The organism is Corynebacterium sputi DSM 45148, assembly GCF_000427865.1.
Lineage (GTDB): Bacteria > Actinomycetota > Actinomycetes > Mycobacteriales > Mycobacteriaceae > Corynebacterium > Corynebacterium sputi.
This window is the reverse complement of record NZ_ATYV01000023.1, coordinates 1-18,233: the sequence shown is the minus strand read 5'-3', so window position 1 is coordinate 18,233 and position 18,233 is coordinate 1. Positions and strand designations below refer to the sequence as shown.

Here is an 18,233-nt window from a genome sequence, read left to right as displayed (position 1 = left end):
CGGGCCCCGCGTTCTGGGCCCACTGACGAAGGACGACCATGTCACGTTCACTTCTTCTGCCGACGCTCGCCGTCACCGGCCTGTTCCTCGCTTCCTGCGGCGCGGACAACGACACTACCGAGAACTCCTCTTCCGAGGGCTACCCGATTTCCATCGACAACTGCGGCCGTGAGGTCACCGTCGACGAACCGATCGAGCGTGCCGTCTCTCTCAATCAGGGCATTACCGAGATTCTGCTGGCAATGGGCCAGGAAGATCGTGTCGTCGGCTCTGCCACATGGACCGATCCAGTGCGTGAGGATCTCGCCGATGCCAATGACGACATCCCCCGCCTCGCCGAGAACAACGCCTCCCTGGAGACCGTCCTAGCGGAAGACCCGGACTTCGTCGCAGCGTCCTTCTACAACACTCTCTCCGAGACCGGATCCGGTTCCCCTGAGCAGTACGAAGATCTAGGAGTGCCCGCCTACCTGGCGTACACCGAGTGCACGAAGTCCTCGTACGCGAACACCGACGGCGCCCGTGATGAGCAGCTGACCTGGGACTCGATCTACCACGACATCTCAGACCTCGGAACGCTTTTCGACGTCCAGGATGACAGCACCGCCCTCATCGACGAGCTCGAGCAGCGCGTCGCGGACGCATCGGAAGCCTCTGCCGCTCCTGACACCACCGTCGCATTCTGGTTCGCTGATTCTGAGGCTCCCTACATGGCCGGCGGCGTCGGCGCCCCGCAGTTGATCGCGGACTCCCTGGAGCTGACCAACGTCTTCGCTGACAGCACCGAGGAATGGCCCCAGATGAGCTGGGAAGCCATCGCTGCTGAGGACCCGGACGTCCTGGTAATTGGCGACCTCACCCGTGACTCGGTCACCGCCGAGTCAGCTGAGGCGAAAATCGAATACTTAAAGAACCACCCGGTCGCCAGCCAGATGACCGCCGTCCAGGAAGAGCGATTCGTCCTGGTTGCAGGCGCCGACATGAACCCGTCAATCCGCACGGTCGACGGCATCGAAAAGGTGTCTGAGGGTCTCGAAGAGTTTAACCTGACGGATGGCTAAGCTCACTCGCCTCCCCACCACCGTCGCGCTGATGGTGGTGGGGTTCGTCGTTCTCATCTTCTCCATTTTGGTTGCGGTAACCTTCGGTCCCGTGCCGCTGTCCCCGACCGACGTGTGGGCGGTGATCCTGCACCGACTGGGGATCACCAGTTCCCTCCCGGAGAACATCACCTCGCTTCAAGAAGCCACGGTCTGGAGCCTGCGCCTGCCACGGGCATTAATGGCCGCTCTGGCCGGAGCAGCCCTCGCGATGTGCGGTGCGATCTTGCAGTCGCTGCTGCGGAATCCCCTCGCGGATCCGTACATCCTAGGCATAAGCTCCGGCGCCTCTACCGGCGCTGTTCTGGTGATCGTTCTGGGCATCGGCACTGCCACCATCGGCCTTGCCGGCGGCGCCTTCTTCGGCGCGGTGTTCTCCTTCGCATTGGTCTTGTTGTTGGCAAAGCTCGCCGGTGGCACCTCCGACCGAATCATTCTTGCCGGTGTCGCGGCGACGCAGCTCTTCTCGGCGCTGACCTCCCTCATCGTGATGGTCGGCGCTGACCCGAACCAGACCCGCTCGGTCATGTTCTGGATGCTCGGCTCCCTCAGTTCCTCATCCTGGGACGAAGTGGCACTCACCGCCGTGGTCGTAGCGTCCGGCCTCATCGTGTGTCTTCTGGTTTCCGCTCACCTGGACGCAATGGCATTTGGCGAGGATGCGGCGGCGTCGTTGGGAGTGAGCGTCGTGAAGCTGCGGTGGTTGCTGTTGCTTGTCACCGCCGTAGTGACCGCTACTGTCGTCGCATCGTCTGGCGCGATCGGATTTGTCGGTCTGGTTGTGCCGCATATTGCTCGACTCATCGTCGGTCCCGGCCATTCGCGGCTGCTGCCGGTCTCGATGGTTCTCGGTGCGATTCTGCTGGTGTGGGTCGACGCTCTCGCCCGCACCATCGCCCAGCCCCAAGAGATCCCTGTGGGTGTTTTCACCGCAGTTGTGGGTGTGCCAGTGTTCGTAGCAGTGCTGATCCGAGCTGGAAGGGCACGTCGATGACTGAACTTCTGCAAGCACACAACCTGCATTGGTCCGCCGGAGGCAACCACATCGTGAACGATGTATCTCTCTCAGTCTCCACTGGAGAAACCCTCGGGATCGTGGGGCCCAATGGTTCAGGCAAAACGTCATTGCTGCGATTGCTTGCGGGGCTGACAAAGCCTGACAACGGCACGGTGTTCATCGACGGTGCAGATGCGGCTTCCATGAACCGCAAACAAATTGCGTTGCGCATGGCTTATGTCGAGCAGCTCGGGCATACCGAACTCGAGTTGAAGGTTCGTGACGTCATCGCACTGGGCCGCGTCCCGCATCAGAAGTCGTGGATGGCGCCGGGCTCTACGGGAACAGAGGTCATCGACCGAGCCGCCGAATCTACCGGCGTCACTCACCTGTTAAACCGGGCCTGGTCGAAGCTCTCCGGCGGTGAACGCCAGCGCACGCACATCGCCCGCGCCCTCGCGCAAGAGACTCCAATGATTCTTCTCGATGAGCCGACCAACCACCTGGATATCTCCCACCAGTTGGAGATCCTCCGCCTTACGCGGAATTCCGAGGCCACCGCCGTCACTGTCCTGCACGACCTCAATCTGGCGGCGATGTTCTGCGACCGCATCATCGTGATGTTTGGTGGTCAGGTGGTTGCCGAGGGCAACCCGTCAGCGGTGCTAACGGAAGAATTGCTTCACGACGTTTTCCTCGTCCACACCCGCATCACCCACGACGACGGCCTCCCGCACATTCGCTTTCTGATCTAAGAGCCTGTTAATGAGCGATAGCACGCACGGGGGCGCCGTCGACGGCACCGAGCTTCAGGGGATAGAACGCCATTCTGGCGCTCGGGCCCAGACCGGTGAGCCCGGTGAGGTTCTCGACGATCAATCCGTCACCGCCGAGCACCACCTCATGCACTGCAAAATCAGATGTCGGCGTGGCATCGGGGCTGAAGGTATCCACTGCGAGGACCCGCATGCCGCGCTCCCACAAGAGTTCGGCCGCGTCTCTGGAGAGGAATGGATGCTCTAAGTACTCGGGTGTTCCGAAGTATCGGTCCCACCCCGTCGCAAGTGCAACGATTCGCGGCACGGATCCCTCAATATCGAGGTCTACAGCGGTAATTTTCTGTCGCGGAGCAGCATCGATGCGCAGGATCAGGGCGTCGCCTACGAGCTCTTCTAGAGACACCTCAGCCAAAGTTCGACCACCCGCGACAGTATGCGAAGGCGCATCGACGTGGGTGCCCGTATGCGAGCCGAAACTCACGTGGCTCACGGCAGCTCCATCGTCACCGATGGTGCAGGCATCAGTCACAGACACAGCCGGGTCGCCTGGGTAGACCGGCAAACCGGTGACGATGGTGTGGGTGAGGTCGCGCATGTCAGATGACAGCGTCACGCATCGGCAGTAGCCGGCCATTCCACAGGTCATCGACCTGCGCGAGGAGAGCCTCTTCAGAGCCGGAGTTATCGAGGATGACATCGGCTGCGGCGAACCTCGCCTCGTCGTCGATTTGAGCAGCGATCCGACGACGGGCATCGTCCTCGTCCACTCCCCTGGCCTCGGCTAGGCGCTGGACGCGAATGTCCTCAGGGGCGTGCACGACCACGACAATGTCGCAGTCCTCGGTCAGCCCATTCTCGATCAGCAGAGGCATATCGTGAATGACGATGTCTGCGGCTCCCGCCTGCGCGAAGCGTTCTGCCGTGCGCTCAGCGATTCGTGGATGGGTGATCGCGTTGAGGGCGGCGGTGTCCTCAGCAGTGGTGAAGGCCTTCGCAGCAAGCCCGGCCCGGTTTAGGGATCCGTCTTCATTGAGGATGTCGTCACCGAATCGCTCAGAGAGCTCAGCTAACGCGGGCTGGCCCGGTTCAACGATCTCTCGGGCAATGGCGTCTGCGTCAACGATCAGAGCCCCGTAGCCTGCGAATCGCCGAGAGACCGTCGACTTACCGCTGCCCATGCCACCTGTCAGTCCAACCTTGATCATTGTTCCGAGGGTAGCGGAAAACCCCGCCTCCCCCTGAGATAGATCAGGAAGTGACGGGGTTTAAGCGGTGGCTACTAGTTGCCGGCCAGCTTCTCGCGCAGTGCGGCGAGCTGCTCGTCGGAAGCCAGGGAGCCTGCCGATGCTGCTTCCTCGGAAGCCGGGGCTGCTGCGGACGGCGCTGCCTGTTCCGGAGCATCCTCAGAGTCAGAGGAGTAGTTCGACGGTGCGGCTGCTGCCTCGGCGGCCTGGCTGCGGTGACGCTCGATCTGAGCGGAGTGCAGCTGGAAGTGACGCTCTGCCTCGGCGTAGCGACCCTCCCACTCGGCGCGCTGGGACTCGAAGCCTTCCATCCACTCGTTGGTCTCCGGGTCGAAGCCCTCCGGGAAGATGTAGTTGCCCTGCTCGTCGTAAGAGTCGCCCATGCCGTACTTGGTCGGGTCGAACTCTTCAGTGTAGTCCTCGTCAGCCTGCTTGAGCGACAGGGAGATACGACGACGCTCGAGGTCGATGTCGATGACCTTGACCATGACCTCTTCGCCAACGTTGACGATCTGGTCCGGGACATCCACGTGGCGCTCGGCCAGCTCGGAGATGTGGACCAGGCCCTCGATGCCCTCTTCGACGCGAACGAACGCACCGAACGGCACCAGCTTGGTGACCTTGCCCGGGACGATCTGGCCGATAGCGTGGGTACGAGCGAAGACGCGCCACGGGTCCTCCTGGGTCGCCTTCAGCGACAGGGAGACACGCTCGCGGTTCAGGTCGACCTCGAGAACCTCGACGGTGACCTCGTCGCCAACCTGGACAACCTCGGACGGGTGGTCGATGTGCTTCCAAGACAGCTCGGAAACGTGGACCAGGCCGTCAACGCCGCCGAGATCGACGAACGCACCGAAGTTGACGATGGAGGACACGACGCCCTTGCGGACCTGGCCCTTCTGCAGCTGGTGGAGGAATTCAGAGCGGACCTCAGACTGGGTCTGCTCGAGCCATGCACGGCGGGAAAGAACGACGTTGTTGCGGTTCTTGTCCAGCTCGATGATCTTGGCCTCGATCTCCTGGCCGATGTACGGCTGGAGGTCGCGGACGCGACGCATCTCGACGAGGGACGCCGGGAGGAAGCCACGCAGACCGATGTCCAGGATGAGGCCGCCCTTGACGACCTCGATGACGGTACCGGTGACCGGCTCGTCCTTCTCCTTGAGCTCTTCGATGGTGCCCCAGGCACGCTCGTACTGAGCGCGCTTCTTGGACAGGATCAGACGACCTTCCTTGTCCTCCTTGGTGAGGACCAGTGCGTCGATCTCATCGCCGACCTCGACGACCTCATCAGGGTCGACGTCGTGCTTGATGGACAGCTCGCGGGACGGGATGACGCCCTCGGTCTTGTAGCCGATGTCGAGCAGGACCTCGTCGCGGTCGACCTTAACGACGGTTCCCTCAACGATGTCGCCATCGTTGAAGTACTTGATCGTTGCGTCGACTGCGGCGAGGAAGTCCTCAGCGGTGCCAATGTCGTTGATGGCAACCTGAGGGGTGTTAGAGGTGGGCATGTGTTAGGGCTCCGAAATGGATTGAAAATCGAAAAAGCGGACGTTGTCGGCGTATCTACCAGCGGACATTCACCCTTGTGAGGTTCAGGTCAATCTGGAGCTACACCGGCATGCATGGCGCATACCGGAAAGACACTACCCACCGTCGCCCCCGAAATCAAGCTCGTTCAGACCTAATCCCGCAGGTAGGGATATGCGCCGAATGTCGTTTTCGAACATCGGTCTGGCTTCTCCGGACAAGGTGTCCGGATGCCTCCTAGTATCTTCCCCATGGAAATACTCTTCGGGTGGGAACTGGACGGCGCGCCCTGGCTCCGCGGTGGAAAGCAGGGAACTATCGGTGAGGTCACTGTCGGTCCCCGAGGGCTTACCTCGATCCTGGGGACACGTCTAGGGATCACCGCGCCGGAGATTCCTCGCCCCCGACGAGTGGCCGCCTACCGCCGCGCCCTTGAGGCAACAGCCCATCCCTGGTGCGCACAGTCTATGGAACTCGACGGTTGGGCAACCGCCTCCCAGCTGCTATCCCTTCGTGATGAACTGGCCGAACTTGGCTGGGTTCCACGCAGTGGCTTGTCTTCTCCCCGTCTGGCGGCGCTGGCCTTGGCGGAAGTGGAGTTCACCGACCACCCCGGAGTCGCTGATTGTCTGCGGGACATAGCCCGCGAGCTCCACCACCGAGCCAATGTGGAGTCCCCGGCATCCGTGGGAATCGACTCGCTCACTGTGCTGAATCGTTCTGACCTCCCGGCCCCATGGTCCGAGATCATCACGTCACTTCACGTTCTCGGGGTCGAGATCCTCGAACCAGCCGAGCCCGAGCCGGTGCGCTCGGTTCGTATTATTTCTGCCGCTACCGAATGGCAGGCGGCAGAAACGGCCGCTCGGATCCTTGCGACAGATCCTGCCCGCACCCTTCTATCTACCTCCCGCACCGACGCCCTCGATCAGGAGTTGGCTCGCCGAGGGCTCCCCCGAGTCGGCCGGTCTGACTCCAGCGATCTGCGCGCGACCGCCCAGATTGTGCCTTTGTTCCTCAATGCCGTCACCGCCCCGATCAACGTCAACGCCGTCGCTGCGGTCCTCGACCTTGGTTTATCGACCACTACCGGCGACGAAGGCGGCACTCACGCAGTCCGTCTTGTTCCGTCAGCCGTGCGCTATGAACTCCTCCGAGCACTCATTCAGGAGCCGGGTGTGGGTGGTGGGGCGTGGGCTCAGGCCGTCGGGAAGCTGAAGGAGGAAGGCTTCGACATCGCCGATGACCTCACCCACCTGTTCACCACGAACGCCCTCTCCTTCCAGGATGGGCTCTGCCCGACCGCGGACATCATCCGTGCACTAACGTGGCTGCAGGCGAGATTGCGAAAGATCGGCTTCACGACGTCCACTTCTGCCCTCACCCGCGCCAGCGAATCCGTAAATTCCGTCATTGCGGTGCTGCAAGAACGCGAATCCGTGAGCCAGCCCGAACTGCAGCGGATCATCACTGACTGTTGCCCGCCTGCGGCGTCACCGCTGTCCGGAGCAGAAGCGACGAACCGCCCCACGGTCACGTCCCCTAGCCAACTGTCAGCTCTAGCCCCGGCGCCAGTGCTGTGGTGGGGAGCAATCGACAACTCGACTCCGCTTGCTCGGCATTGGACGCCAGCAGAGGTCCGTGAATTGGCTGAAACGGCGGGTGTCATTGTGCCAAGCCCGACTGCGTTGGCGGCGTTGTCCGTCCACGCGCAGTTGCGGGGCGTGCGTAGCGCTGGAGACGTTGTGGCTGTGGTGGCACGGTCGCTTGACGGTGAACCAACGTTGCTCGATCCGCTCCTGGATTTTGCAGTGCAAGATGCCGCTGATGGGGATACTCCGGTGCCCGACCTAATTAAGGACGTCACTACAGACGCCGCTGAGTTGGTGTCCGATGGATCCTGGATGTTCAGCGGGCAATCACTGCAGGTGACCGACCCTGTAGCAGAAGAAATCAGTGTGGTGGATCCGGTTCTGCGGCACGTGAGACCTGGAACGCAGCTCCTTCCGGAGAAGATGTCCTACTCCCAGATGGAGAAGCTCCTCATTCACCGTCTGGAGTGGCTGCTGAGCTATCCACTGGGGATCCGTCCAGGCCAACTGGCTCAGTTGCCAGCCGGAAATCAGTTGGTCGGCACGTTCGAGCACGCAATTGTCGAGGAATTGGTGCACCGACACGTCGGCGAGGAAGCGGACCTGGTGGAGGTCTCCGAGGCTGAGGTCGCGGACGTCTTCGACGAGATGCTCCCCTATCTGGCGTCCGAGCTGTTGCTGCCTGGACAGTCATTGCGACGCGAGCAACTGCGCACTGAGGCCTTGGAGTCAATTCCGTCGATGTTCCGAACGCTGTCCGACGCCGGCATTCGCATCCGCGCGGTGGAGGCGGACTTCGCGGTGCCACTGACCCTAACCTTGACCGATCCGAACGGTTCCCGCCCCGACATCACCCATTCACTCGTGGTGTCCGGTTTCCGCGACCTTGATGCCGTGGGCAATGAAGGCCTCCCGGTCGTCGTGGATCTGAAGTACAGCGGATCAAAGAGGAAGTTCCGCGAGTCTGTGCAGAACGGCCGATCGCTGCAGTTGGCTCTGTATGCCTGGTCTGTCGCTGATCAAGAAAACCTCCCGCTGGCTGCAGTAACTACCGCGTACTACGAGCTCAAGTACGGAAAATTCAACTCCGTCGATCCGCGCCTAGGCGGTATCACCGCCGGTGGCCACGACACCGAGGATCTGTGGGCTGCTGCGAAAAAGTCACTGTCCGAGGCTCTCGCGGAGATCGCCTTCGACGGCACAATTCACGATGTCGGCAATGGCCTAATCTCTCGCGTCCAGGGGGAAGGCCTGAGCTACAGCGCCAGCATGAAAGCCGCCGAGAAAGCCGCCGGCGTTGTCCACGACCAAGGTGGCTTCCTTCCCGTCGAAAGTTTTACGTACACCGACTACGGCGTACTCACCGGTATCGAAGGAGATTTCCGCTGATGAAATCAACGATCATCACCGCCAGCGCCGGAACTGGCAAGACGTACCAAATCACCGAGGAGCTCGCCTCACGCATTGCGGAGGGCCTCGACCCCGCCGCAGTCATCGCCACGACCTTCACGAAGAAGGCAGCGGCCGAACTGACTGAGCGCATCCGATCCAAGCTCATGGACCGTGGGCTCACGGCGGCTGCGCAGTCAGTCAATGCCGCGCTCGTCGGCACGGTGAACTCGGTTGCCTCGCGCATCGTGCAGGACTTCGCCATCGACGCAGGTCTCTCCCCCATGCTGGACATCCTGGAGGACGAGGCTGGCAAGCGTGCCTTCGCCGTCGCCACCGACGACATCATTGCCGTCCGCGATGCCGAACACCATGAGCTGCTCAAGCGCACCGGTTACGACCGCCCCGCCGATACCCACCAATACGACAACCGCATCTCTTGGCCCCGGACTGTCCAGGAGATCACTGAGGCAGCTCGCCAGAACCTTCTCACCGCTGATGACCTGCGCGATTCAATCAAGCCCTCAACTGAGGAAGTGATATCGCTTCTCGACGCCGTCGCCTCCCCCGACACTACTGACTCACGCACCGGCCTCTGGAAATCAAACCTCATCCAGGCTTGTGATGAGGCGATCGATTCAGATGAAGGCCAAACTACGAAAACCGCGAAAACCCGGGTCGAGAAGCACACCAAGTGGGCCGATCAAGCGCGCAATCATCCACGTGACTTCACCTGGGCTGAATGGGCCGGATTCGGCAAGGTCTCATCGCCTAAAGCGGTGGTTGCGGCCTTCGAGGTTTTCTCGGATATCTCAACCGACATCGCCGCCAACCCGGTGTTCCGCGACGACATCCGAACCCTCATCGAGCTGACTCTCACTACCGCCGCAGACTGCATTGAGTCGTACCGCGACTACAAGGACGCACTGGGCCTTCTGGACTTCATCGACCAGGAGGTCATGGCGCTGGAGGTCATCCAGTCCTCCGAGCGAGTCCGAGAAGCAATCGCCGACTCCTACGAAGTCCTCGTCGTCGACGAGTTCCAGGACACCAGCCCGCTGCAGCTCTCACTGTTCTTCGCACTGGGCGAACTCGTCGGCGAGATTATCTGGGTTGGCGATCCGAAACAGTCGATCTACGGCTTCCGCGGTTCAGACCCGCTGTTGATGGATGCGGCTATCGAGGCGGTCAAGGACAGCGGTGGCGACCTCCGAGTCCTCGACAAGTCCTGGCGTTCGCACGCACAGCCACTGCAACTGTCGAACGAGATTTTCGCAGCGACGATCGATGAGTCCGCACGTTTGACCGTCGCAGAGCCGGTGGCAGAGAAGCGTCGCGACGGCCGCGTTCAAATATGGAACCCCGACGCCAAGACCCCTAAGAATCCGGATTGGTACGGCTCCATCGCTGCCGGCGTCATCCGCTGGATCCGCGAGGACGGGCTGGCTCCGGAAGACATTGCAGTACTTGCCCGGACCAACACTCAGGCCAAGGAGATCAGCGCAGCACTCAAGGTGGCCGGGGTCCCTTGTTCCAGTGGTATCTCCGACCCGCGCCAATCCCGTGAAGGGCAGCTGGTGCAGGCAGCTCTCGGGTTCCTCCTCGATGCCCGGGACACCCAGTCCCTCACCGAGTTGATCCACCTGATGGATGACCACGGTGCCCACCAAACTTGGTTCCGAGATCTGACCTCAGCCGATACTCGCGAGGATCGCCGTGAATTACTCGCACAGTGGGCCAAGGATCCAATCCTCGAGCCCTTCGTCGCGCTTCGCGAAACAGTTGTCGACCTGACCCCGGATGAGATCATCCGTCAGGTCATCGACGCCACTGACCTGCGCCGTCGCATCGCGCGATGGAGCACTCCAGACGAGCGCACTGAATCCCTCGGCGCCATCTCCGCAATGGCGCTTGACTACATGAACGAGGCCAAAGGCAATGGCGCGCCGGTCTCTCCCACGGGATTCCTACTGTGGTTCAAGGACGCCGAGGCGCCGGACCAGAAGTCAGAGACGGGCGTCTATGTGGGCACCGTCCACTCGGCCAAGGGGCTCGAGTGGGAAGCGGTCTGTGTGATCGTGCCGAAGCCGACCGACTGGTTCCACCCCTTCGGCCATCGCGTCGAATCCCTCCGCCCACCAACGATCGAGGACCCCCTCGGCGGACGTTTCCTCCGCTTCTGGCCCGCGATCGATTCCAAGCTCGACACCATCATCGCGGAGCTCGAAAACCACCGCTCACAACTGATCCGACGCAACGCTGACAACGCCGATGCCAGGCGTCTCTCCTACGTCGCGCTGACCCGTGCCGTCCGCATCTCCGCGCTGGCGCCGATCAAAGATTTCACCGGCCTCTCCGCCTTGAACGGCACCGAGGTCTCACTCGACACCGCCGGCGACTTCCTCCAGATCAAGAACAACGACGGCCTGCTCGCCGAGGTTCCCGTCGAGATCTCCTCCCTTTCCATTCCAGAAGACGGCGAGTTGGAGTCCACCGGCACAGTGCCTCATTCCCAGGACATTCTCCGCACGGCTCCTTCAGCGCCAGGTTTCCCCTCCCGAGTCACTCCCAGTGGTATCCGCACCACCGCCACCCAGATCGACACGGTGGCGGTCACTGAACGCGCGATCCTCGGCGATCCGCTCGTGGACGAGGGCGGCGAAAACTGGAACCACGTTGGCGATGCGATCCACAGCTACCTTGGCGCCTCACTTCCCGACGCCGACAAACTCACCTCCGCCACCCGCCTCATCAACTCCTGGAACATCTCTCGGTACATCGATCCCGAGCGTGTCATCGAACTCGGCGAGCGCTGGCGCACCTGGATCGACACCACCTACCCGGGCGCGAAGATCCTCACCGAGGTCCCCATCACCTGGCGCAATGAGCACGGCCAGGTGTCTGAGGGGTGGATCGATCAACTGCTTATGCTTCCCGACGCCTCCCTCATCCTCATCGACCACAAGTCCTATCCCGGACCTGAACCGGTCGATCATGTGAGGAAGGAATACATCGGACAGCTCAGTGCGTACGCGGATGCTCTCGAACTGGCCGGACACTCCCGACCTACCGAGACGCTGATCCACTTGCCCTTAAAGGGCCTGGTCCTGGCACTGGGCGTTTAGGCTCACTGCCCTTCGAAGAACCGCCGCTGGCGGTTGTTGAGCTTTCCTTCGGTCAGAGCGAGGATCAGCTGATTCTGCTCTTCCGTCAACGCCGGTAGCCCATCAGTGAAGTCAGCCATCACGTCATGGATGTCGGCTGTGAGGTTAACGAGTTCGTCGTCGGTGGAGTGCTCGTCGAGGGCGTCGAAACGCTTCTGAATGGATTCGAGGCTCTCTCGCATCTCCGGCGCACTGAGCATCGTGGCCAGGAGCGGAAGCTGCGGATTATCCCGGTACAGATGAGCAAGCAAGATCGCAGTGGGTAGGTCATCGGGAGTGACGCTGAGAGCTGCCGTTTCTCGGGATAGTCCCACGTGCCCTCCGGCACGGGCTTCGGCCAGTCTTTTTCTTTGCTTGGTAAGGGCAGCAATTTTCGCGGCGAGGGCTCGGTCGGCGTCGTCCAAGACGTCGTCGGGCGAATCAGTTGAGCCCGCAGCCACCGTCGCAGCCTGTGACAGCGACAGACCGGACTCAGTGAGCTCGACAATTTTCAGGACAGTGACCAGGTCATCGACCGTGTAATCGCGGTACCCATTAGAGAGTCTCGGCGGCTCCGGGAGGATTCCGGCCTGGTGGTAATAGCGAATGGTGCGGACGGTTACTCCCGCGAGATCGGCCAACTCGGCGATGCGCATCAGGCTGTCTCCTGTCCCAGCCTCCGCACTCGGGGGCTCAGTATCGCCACGATCGCGGCGACGATCCACAACGCCGCGAGAACGGTCGTGGTCAGACCAAGGCTACCGACCTCGATGAGTGCGGCCGCGCCCCCGACTCCCAGCGCCGGCACGAGCGTCATGATCGCGTTTTGTGCACCGAGGACCTTTCCACGCTGGTTGCCGTGAACGTTCTCGATGAAGGTCAGGCCGATGACTGCATTCATGCAGCCGCCGCCAACTCCGACCAAAGCGGCGCCGAGGAAGATCGACCAGGCAGGTCCGAGCAATCCGATAACAACAAATCCGGCGCCGACCACGACGACCCCGACGAAGAACCACACGCGCCGGGACACCTTCTCCCCCAGCACCGCGAAGACTGCGCCTCCAACGAGCAGCCCCGCAGCCAGGGAACTGAGTACGAATCCGACGAGTTCGGCTTCGTCACGGAATGCGAAGTGGACCGGGATCACCATTCCCTGCATCGCGGCGAGTGCGACAGCCAACACGAGGCTCAGCAGAACCATCACTCGCAGGAGCGGATGACGGAAGATGATGACGACCCCGTCGAAGACACCGCCCGGGCGAGGAGTGTCCGCAGGGTCGTTCACCGCAGCAGCACCGTAGGGAATGCCCAACGACAGGATGGCTGCCAGTGCCGCGGCTCCAGCAGTAACCCACATGACGGAAACCGGCTCGAGCGTCGCCACAAGAAGTCCGGCGATCGCCGGGCCAACCAACATGGAGCCGCCGCCCAAAGATTCTTTGAGCCCAATGAGCCTCGAAGAATCCACCCCGGAGGCTCTGCAGATCGAAGGAATCATTGCATCACGTGCGGTGATTCCGGGGACGTCGCCAAAGGAGTTGAGGATCGCGATCGCGATGAACCACCCAAGATTGAGCCCTACCGTCATTTCAACAATCGGCAACATCAGTAGCGCCACTGCCGAGATGACATCCGACAAAACCGCTGCGGTACGACGGTTGATCTTGTCGATGAGCGAACCCATGAGGATTCCCGCGATGGCAGAAGGTACCGCGGCGGCGATGGCGACCGCACCGGCGCCGAGCGGGCTGCCGGTGGTGAACAACACCAGCAGCGGCAGTGCGACCGCCGTGATGGAGTTGCCCAGTATCGATGTGCCGTACGAGGACAGGTAGAAGAAGAAGCTTCGTGTCATGTCCTCAGCAAAAACTATGACGTCACGTCAAGGTCAAGGCCAGCGATCTAGTGGGCAGCTTCATCCCAGTTCGTGCCCACGCCGACAGAGACCTCCAGCGGTACGCGCAGGTCGATCGCAGCATCCATCTCGCGATTGAGGATGTCGACCACGGTGTCCTCTTCCCCATCGACGACCTCGACTACAAGTTCATCGTGGACCTGCAGCAGGACCCGAGACTTCAGATCTGCAGTGGTGAAGGCCTCGTCGACACGCAGCATGGCCACCTTGATGATGTCGGCGGCGGTGCCCTGGATCGGCGAGTTCAGTGCGGCACGCTCGGCGTTGTCGCGGGCGACGCGGTTTGTAGCCGTAAGGTCCGGCAGGTAGCGGCGGCGGTCGTACAGAGTCGCGGTGTATCCGTCCTTGCGAGCCTGGTCGACAACACCGGAGAGGTAGTCTCGCACGCCGCCGAAGCGCTCGAAGTAGTCCTCCATGAGCTGCTTTGCCTCACCTGCAGGGATATCGAGCTGCTGGGAAAGGCCGAACGCGGATAGTCCGTAGGCCAGGCCATAGCTCATGGCCTTCACTCGGCGACGCAGCTCTGGGGTGACCCCATCAATGGGAACTCCAAAGACCTTGGAGCCGACGTAGTTGTGGAGATCCTCACCGGCCTTGTACGCCTCGATCAGTCCCTCGTCCTTGGACAGGTGCGCCATCACGCGCATCTCAATCTGGGAGTAGTCGGCGGTGACCAAGTTGGAATAGTCCGAGCCTGCAACGAATGCAGAGCGGATCCGGCGACCAAAATCAGTGCGCACAGGGATGTTCTGCAGGTTCGGGTCGGTTGAGGACAGGCGACCGGTGGCTGCGACGGTCTGGTTGAAGGTCGTGTGAATACGTCCGTCATCGGCGATGGCCTTGATCAGGCCCTCCACGGTGGACTTCATCTTCTGAGCCTCACGGAACTCCAGCAGCTTCTCCATGAAGGGATGCGGGTTGTTCTTTGCGAGGTTCTCCAGCTCCTTGGCTGCGGTCGAGTAGCCGGTCTTCGTCTTTTTCGTCTTCGGCATGCCCAGCTGATCGAAGAGGACTTCCTGCAGCTGCTTGGGCGAACCGATGTTGAGGTTCGGGCGGTCAACCAGGTCGCGAGCCGCCTCTTCTGCAGCAGAGGTCTTCTGTGCCGCTTCCGATTGCAGGTCCTCGAGCTTGTCGGTATCGACGGCAATGCCAGTGCGCTCCATGCGAGCCAGAACGACGGCCAGCGGAACCTCAATGTCGGCGTACACCGGGTACAGGCCAGCCTCGTCGAGTTCCTCAGACAAAACTGCGGCCAACTCCAACACTGCGATGGCGCGCTCTCCGCCGCCAGTTTCACCGGCCTCATCCAACAAGGTCATCTGACCTTCGGCCTCCTCGATCTCCAAGGCGCGATGCAGGTGCCGCTGGGTGAGGTTGTCCAATTCATAGCTACGCTGGCTCGGGCGCAGCAGGTAACCGGCCAGGATCGTGTCGTGAACGACCCCGTCCAACTCATAGTCCGGGCCCGACCACAATGCGTGCATCGTTGCCTTCGAATCATGCACCGCCTTAGCCACCGACGAGTCGGCCAGCCACTTCTGCAGCGCTTCCTCATCCGCGGGAGCCATGTCGTCCAGCTCCAGGACAGCGACATCCGTCAGTGTTCCCACAGGCTCGTCCGACTCAGACTCCATCGGCGTCCCGACCGCTGCGATCGCCAACTTCCCGCCCGTAAAATCAATGGCGGCAGGCAATGCGAGGTTGTTGAGCCAGGTGTTGAGGGAACCGTCGGAAAGCGAGGCGTAAGCCACCTCAGCTGGAGCCTCCGATTTATCGGAAGCCTCAACAACCGAGCTATCCGAGCGCAGCGTCTTCATCACGCGGTCGCGCAGGTTAGCGCCGAATTCGAGGCGATCGAAGAAGTCGGAGACACCTGTCGCATCGGCAGGCCGCAGTTCCAGCTCCTCAGGACCAAACGGCAAGTCAAGATCCTTGACCATTTCCGTCAGCGTGCGGTTCATCTCCACATTCGAGATCCGCTCACGGAAACTGTCGCCAGCCTTTCCGCGAATGTCCTCAGCATGCTGAATGAGGTCGTCGAGGGAGCCGTACTGGGTAATCCACTTGGTGGCGGTCTTTTCACCGACACCCGGGATGCCCGGCAGGTTGTCAGACGGATCGCCACGCAACGCCGCGAAGTCCGGATACTGAACCGGAGTGAGGCCGTACTTCTCCACGACCGCGTCCGGGGTGAAACGGTGCAGGTTAGATACTCCACGCATCGGATACAGGACCGTGGTCGTGTCGTTGACCAACTGAAGCGCATCGCGGTCGCCGGTAACGATGTAGGTCTCGAAGCCTTCCGGCTCAGCCTGCGTCGCCAGCGTCGCGATGATGTCGTCGGCCTCGTAATTCTCCTTCTCCAAAGTGACGATGCCCATCTGCTGCAACGCCTCCTGGATCAGCGGCACCTGTCCACGGAATTCCTCTGGCGACTTCTCGCGCTGAGCCTTGTATTCAGGGAACATCTCGGAGCGGAACGTCTTGCGGGAGATGTCGAACGCCACGGCCACGTGCGTCGGCTTCTCCTCGCCGAGCAGCGAAGACAGCATCGACAGGAACCCGTACACCGCGTTCGTATACTGCCCGCCGGTTGTCGAGAAATTGTCCGTGGGCAGCGCGAAGAAGGCGCGGAAAGCCATCGAGTGGCCGTCGATCAGCATCAGGGTTCGCTTCATAGCCACCAAGTGTAGAGGCCCCACGGACAGTCAATCGAAGCGCATAAAAGACTGCTTTACGACGTCTCCACACTCCGCGACTCCAGATGCGCATACACCGTGTCTCGGAGTTCCTTCACCTTCACCGTGACCGCAGAGCCGCCCGAGGTAAGCGCGTAAATCGGCCGTCCGGCGCCATCTTCGCTTCGGAGGACGAATCCGTCGTCGGTGAGCGCAGTGAGGGTCTGGGACAACATTCGCTCGCTGAGTCCGTCGATGCACCTGCGGATGTCTCCGAATCTGGTGGCGCCGCCGTCAATTGCCATGAGCACCAGAGACCCCCACCGTCCAGAAACGTTCCGAAACGATTCCCGGGAAGGACACAGTGCACTGAATACGTCCATCGGAAAATCGTCCGTGAGCTGCGGGTCAGTCATTTTTCCTCCTCAGGGGTTGACACTAACAGCGAAAAGTACTTACTTTAAGTTAGCACTAATGAAAAGTTAGTGAAAGCGGGTAGGTCCCCGCACCCCAACAGACAGGACATCGCCATGACCATCGCATTCACCGGAGCCACCGGACAGCTCGGAACCCTCGTCGCCAAAGAGCTCCTGAAGCGAACTTCCCCAGATCAGCTCGTCGCCCTGGTTCGCGACCCAGCCAAGGCAGAAAATCTCGCAGGAGCGGGCATTGACGTCCGAAAGTTCGACTACGACGAGCCCGAGGGACTGACATCTGCACTCCAGGGCATTGACCGCCTTCTCCTTATCTCAGGCAACGCAGTCGGCCAGCGCGTCCCGCAGCACACCGCAGTAATTGAGGCTGCGACCGCGGCAGATGTCGGATTCGTGGCATACACAAGCTTCCTCCACACCGACACCACCGAGATCAATGCCGTAGCACCCGAACATGTCGAGACCGAGAAGCTCCTTGCCGCGGCCCCGTTCGACGTCGCACTGCTCCGAAACGGCTGATACATCGAGAACTTCGCCGACCGTGTGGCCCAGGCAGTCGACTCCGGAACCCTGATCGGCAGCGCAAATGACGGTCGCATCTCAGGCGCCGCCCGCAATGATTTCGCCGAGGCTGCAGCGGTAGTCCTCACCGCCGAAGACGCCACCGACGCAACCTACGAACTCGCCGGCGACGAGGCCTTCACCCTGGCAGACCTCGCCAAGGTCGCCAGCACTGTCAGCGGCAAGCCGGTCGAGTACCGCAATGTCCCGACCGACGAGTACCGCGCTGCCCTGACCGACGCCGGCACACCCCCGTTCTTCGTAGATTTCCTCGCGACTACCGATGAATCGATCGCCGCCGGAGAGCTGGAGGGCCCAAAGCCGGGAACCCTGTCACACCTCATTGGCCGCCCGACCACTCCCGTGGCCGAGATTGTTGCCGGCTGGACCAACTAAGGACCCAGCCAATCCCAGGCAACACATACCAGCAGGTGAACATTCGATAACACTATCGAAACAACCCCCTGGCCTCTTGAAACCGCAGAAACAACCTGCAATAGTCAAACACACCAGCGAAACAGTTCGACACCAAGAACAAAGGGGGGCACCACCATGGACAACACCCACGGCACCACCAACTGCCCCTTCACCGCAGCCCTCGCCGAGACCGCACCACAATGGGCACACGAGAACACCTCCGCCCGCGCCGAAGCAGCGCTGAACCGCAACCGCAGCGAACTCACCCTCGCCGCNNTNTGCCTNTGCNNCCCNGANGACGACGTGCGCCACCACACCACCTGCCTCACCGCAGACCTTGGCCAAAGCACCACCGCCGCCTGCGACTACCGCAAAATCGGCCTGCTGCTGCACCGCATGCCCAAACTCGCCACAGTGCTCACCACCCGCGGTTTCGCACCACTGCACCTGC

The 18,233-nt window shown here is 61.5% G+C and carries 14 protein-coding genes; 7 read left to right on the top strand and 7 right to left on the bottom strand.

Features of this window, described 5'->3' with window-relative positions:
- Positions 1-38: 38 nt before the first annotated feature.
- Genes YWU_RS0111440 through YWU_RS0111430 form a run of 3 tightly spaced genes read left to right on the top strand, consistent with a single transcriptional unit; the run spans position 39 to position 2,852 of the window.
- Positions 39-1,061 (top strand): ABC transporter substrate-binding protein, encoded by a 1,023-nt coding sequence (locus tag YWU_RS0111440; RefSeq protein WP_027020584.1) that lies wholly within the window; start codon positions 39-41, stop codon positions 1,059-1,061.
- The gene (locus tag YWU_RS0111435) at positions 1,054-2,094 is read left to right on the top strand and encodes a FecCD family ABC transporter permease (protein WP_027020583.1); all 1,041 of its coding nucleotides are present in this window, start codon (positions 1,054-1,056) and stop codon (positions 2,092-2,094) included. Before YWU_RS0111440 ends, YWU_RS0111435 begins: the two co-directional genes overlap by 8 nt.
- The gene (locus YWU_RS0111430) at positions 2,091-2,852 is read left to right on the top strand and encodes an ABC transporter ATP-binding protein (protein WP_027020582.1); all 762 of its coding nucleotides are present in this window, start codon (positions 2,091-2,093) and stop codon (positions 2,850-2,852) included. The genes YWU_RS0111435 and YWU_RS0111430 overlap by 4 nt, the downstream gene beginning before the upstream one ends.
- Positions 2,853-2,859: 7 nt before the next feature.
- Here the strand turns inward: YWU_RS0111430 and YWU_RS0111425 are convergent, their stop codons facing one another.
- The 3 genes from YWU_RS0111425 to rpsA form a co-directional block, all read right to left on the bottom strand.
- Positions 2,860-3,489: a cyclase family protein gene (locus YWU_RS0111425; RefSeq protein WP_027020581.1), complete on the bottom strand. Its 630-nt coding sequence runs from the start codon at positions 3,487-3,489 to the stop codon at positions 2,860-2,862.
- The gene (gene coaE, locus YWU_RS0111420) at positions 3,473-4,081 is read right to left on the bottom strand and encodes a dephospho-CoA kinase (RefSeq protein WP_027020580.1); all 609 of its coding nucleotides are present in this window, start codon (positions 4,079-4,081) and stop codon (positions 3,473-3,475) included. The genes YWU_RS0111425 and coaE overlap by 17 nt, the downstream gene beginning before the upstream one ends.
- 74 nt (positions 4,082-4,155) lie before the next feature.
- Positions 4,156-5,634: a 30S ribosomal protein S1 gene (gene rpsA, locus YWU_RS0111415; RefSeq protein ID WP_027020579.1), complete on the bottom strand. Its 1,479-nt coding sequence runs from the start codon at positions 5,632-5,634 to the stop codon at positions 4,156-4,158.
- A gap of 270 nt (positions 5,635-5,904) precedes the next feature.
- Between rpsA and YWU_RS0111410 the strand changes: the two genes are divergently transcribed.
- Together YWU_RS0111410 and YWU_RS0111405 are read left to right on the top strand one after the other, a co-directional pair.
- A complete protein-coding gene (locus YWU_RS0111410; protein ID WP_027020578.1) occupies positions 5,905-8,634 on the top strand; it encodes a PD-(D/E)XK nuclease family protein in 2,730 nt (909 codons plus the stop codon).
- Positions 8,634-11,759, top strand: a complete 3,126-nt coding sequence (locus YWU_RS0111405) for a UvrD-helicase domain-containing protein (protein WP_027020577.1) — start codon at positions 8,634-8,636, stop codon at positions 11,757-11,759. The genes YWU_RS0111410 and YWU_RS0111405 overlap by 1 nt, the downstream gene beginning before the upstream one ends.
- A 2-nt stretch (positions 11,760-11,761) precedes the next feature.
- Here YWU_RS0111405 and YWU_RS0111400 read toward each other — a convergent pair whose 3' ends face one another.
- From YWU_RS0111400 to YWU_RS16550, 4 genes are read right to left on the bottom strand one after another with little or no spacing between them, the layout of a single operon-like run.
- Positions 11,762-12,433 (bottom strand): MerR family transcriptional regulator, encoded by a 672-nt coding sequence (locus YWU_RS0111400; RefSeq protein ID WP_027020576.1) that lies wholly within the window; start codon positions 12,431-12,433, stop codon positions 11,762-11,764.
- Positions 12,433-13,632 (bottom strand): MFS transporter, encoded by a 1,200-nt coding sequence (locus tag YWU_RS0111395; protein ID WP_027020575.1) that lies wholly within the window; start codon positions 13,630-13,632, stop codon positions 12,433-12,435. Before YWU_RS0111395 ends, YWU_RS0111400 begins: the two co-directional genes overlap by 1 nt.
- A 47-nt stretch (positions 13,633-13,679) precedes the next feature.
- Positions 13,680-16,370, bottom strand: coding sequence for a DNA polymerase I (gene polA, locus YWU_RS0111390; RefSeq protein ID WP_240484127.1), 2,691 nt, complete (start codon positions 16,368-16,370; stop codon positions 13,680-13,682).
- A gap of 56 nt (positions 16,371-16,426) precedes the next feature.
- Positions 16,427-16,786, bottom strand: a complete 360-nt coding sequence (locus tag YWU_RS16550) for a winged helix-turn-helix transcriptional regulator (protein ID WP_051260299.1) — start codon at positions 16,784-16,786, stop codon at positions 16,427-16,429.
- A 114-nt stretch (positions 16,787-16,900) separates the two neighbouring features.
- Here YWU_RS16550 and YWU_RS18850 point away from each other — a divergent pair, with 114 nt between their 5' ends.
- Positions 16,901-17,323, top strand: a complete 423-nt coding sequence (locus YWU_RS18850) for an NAD(P)H-binding protein (RefSeq protein ID WP_338025289.1) — start codon at positions 16,901-16,903, stop codon at positions 17,321-17,323.
- A 24-nt stretch (positions 17,324-17,347) separates the two neighbouring features.
- Positions 17,348-17,761, top strand: coding sequence for a Rossmann-fold NAD(P)-binding domain-containing protein (locus YWU_RS18845; protein WP_338025288.1), 414 nt, complete (start codon positions 17,348-17,350; stop codon positions 17,759-17,761).
- Positions 17,762-18,233 lie beyond the last annotated feature (472 nt).

Excerpts from the sequence above, each read along its gene's own strand:
- YWU_RS0111440 (WP_027020584.1), top strand. The coding sequence starts at position 39 with ATGTCACGTTCACTTCTTCTGCCGACGCTCGCCGTCACCGGCCTGTTC.
- YWU_RS0111435 (WP_027020583.1), top strand. The coding sequence starts at position 1,054 with ATGGCTAAGCTCACTCGCCTCCCCACCACCGTCGCGCTGATGGTGGTG.
- YWU_RS0111430 (WP_027020582.1), top strand. The coding sequence starts at position 2,091 with ATGACTGAACTTCTGCAAGCACACAACCTGCATTGGTCCGCCGGAGGC.
- coaE (WP_027020580.1), bottom strand. The coding sequence starts at position 4,081 with ATGATCAAGGTTGGACTGACAGGTGGCATGGGCAGCGGTAAGTCGACG.
- rpsA (WP_027020579.1), bottom strand. The coding sequence starts at position 5,634 with ATGCCCACCTCTAACACCCCTCAGGTTGCCATCAACGACATTGGCACC.
- YWU_RS0111410 (WP_027020578.1), top strand. The coding sequence starts at position 5,905 with ATGGAAATACTCTTCGGGTGGGAACTGGACGGCGCGCCCTGGCTCCGC.
- YWU_RS0111405 (WP_027020577.1), top strand. The coding sequence starts at position 8,634 with ATGAAATCAACGATCATCACCGCCAGCGCCGGAACTGGCAAGACGTAC.
- YWU_RS0111400 (WP_027020576.1), bottom strand. The coding sequence starts at position 12,433 with ATGCGCATCGCCGAGTTGGCCGATCTCGCGGGAGTAACCGTCCGCACC.
- YWU_RS0111395 (WP_027020575.1), bottom strand. The coding sequence starts at position 13,632 with ATGACACGAAGCTTCTTCTTCTACCTGTCCTCGTACGGCACATCGATA.
- polA (WP_240484127.1), bottom strand. The coding sequence starts at position 16,370 with ATGAAGCGAACCCTGATGCTGATCGACGGCCACTCGATGGCTTTCCGC.
- YWU_RS16550 (WP_051260299.1), bottom strand. The coding sequence starts at position 16,786 with ATGACTGACCCGCAGCTCACGGACGATTTTCCGATGGACGTATTCAGT.
- YWU_RS18850 (WP_338025289.1), top strand. The coding sequence starts at position 16,901 with ATGACCATCGCATTCACCGGAGCCACCGGACAGCTCGGAACCCTCGTC.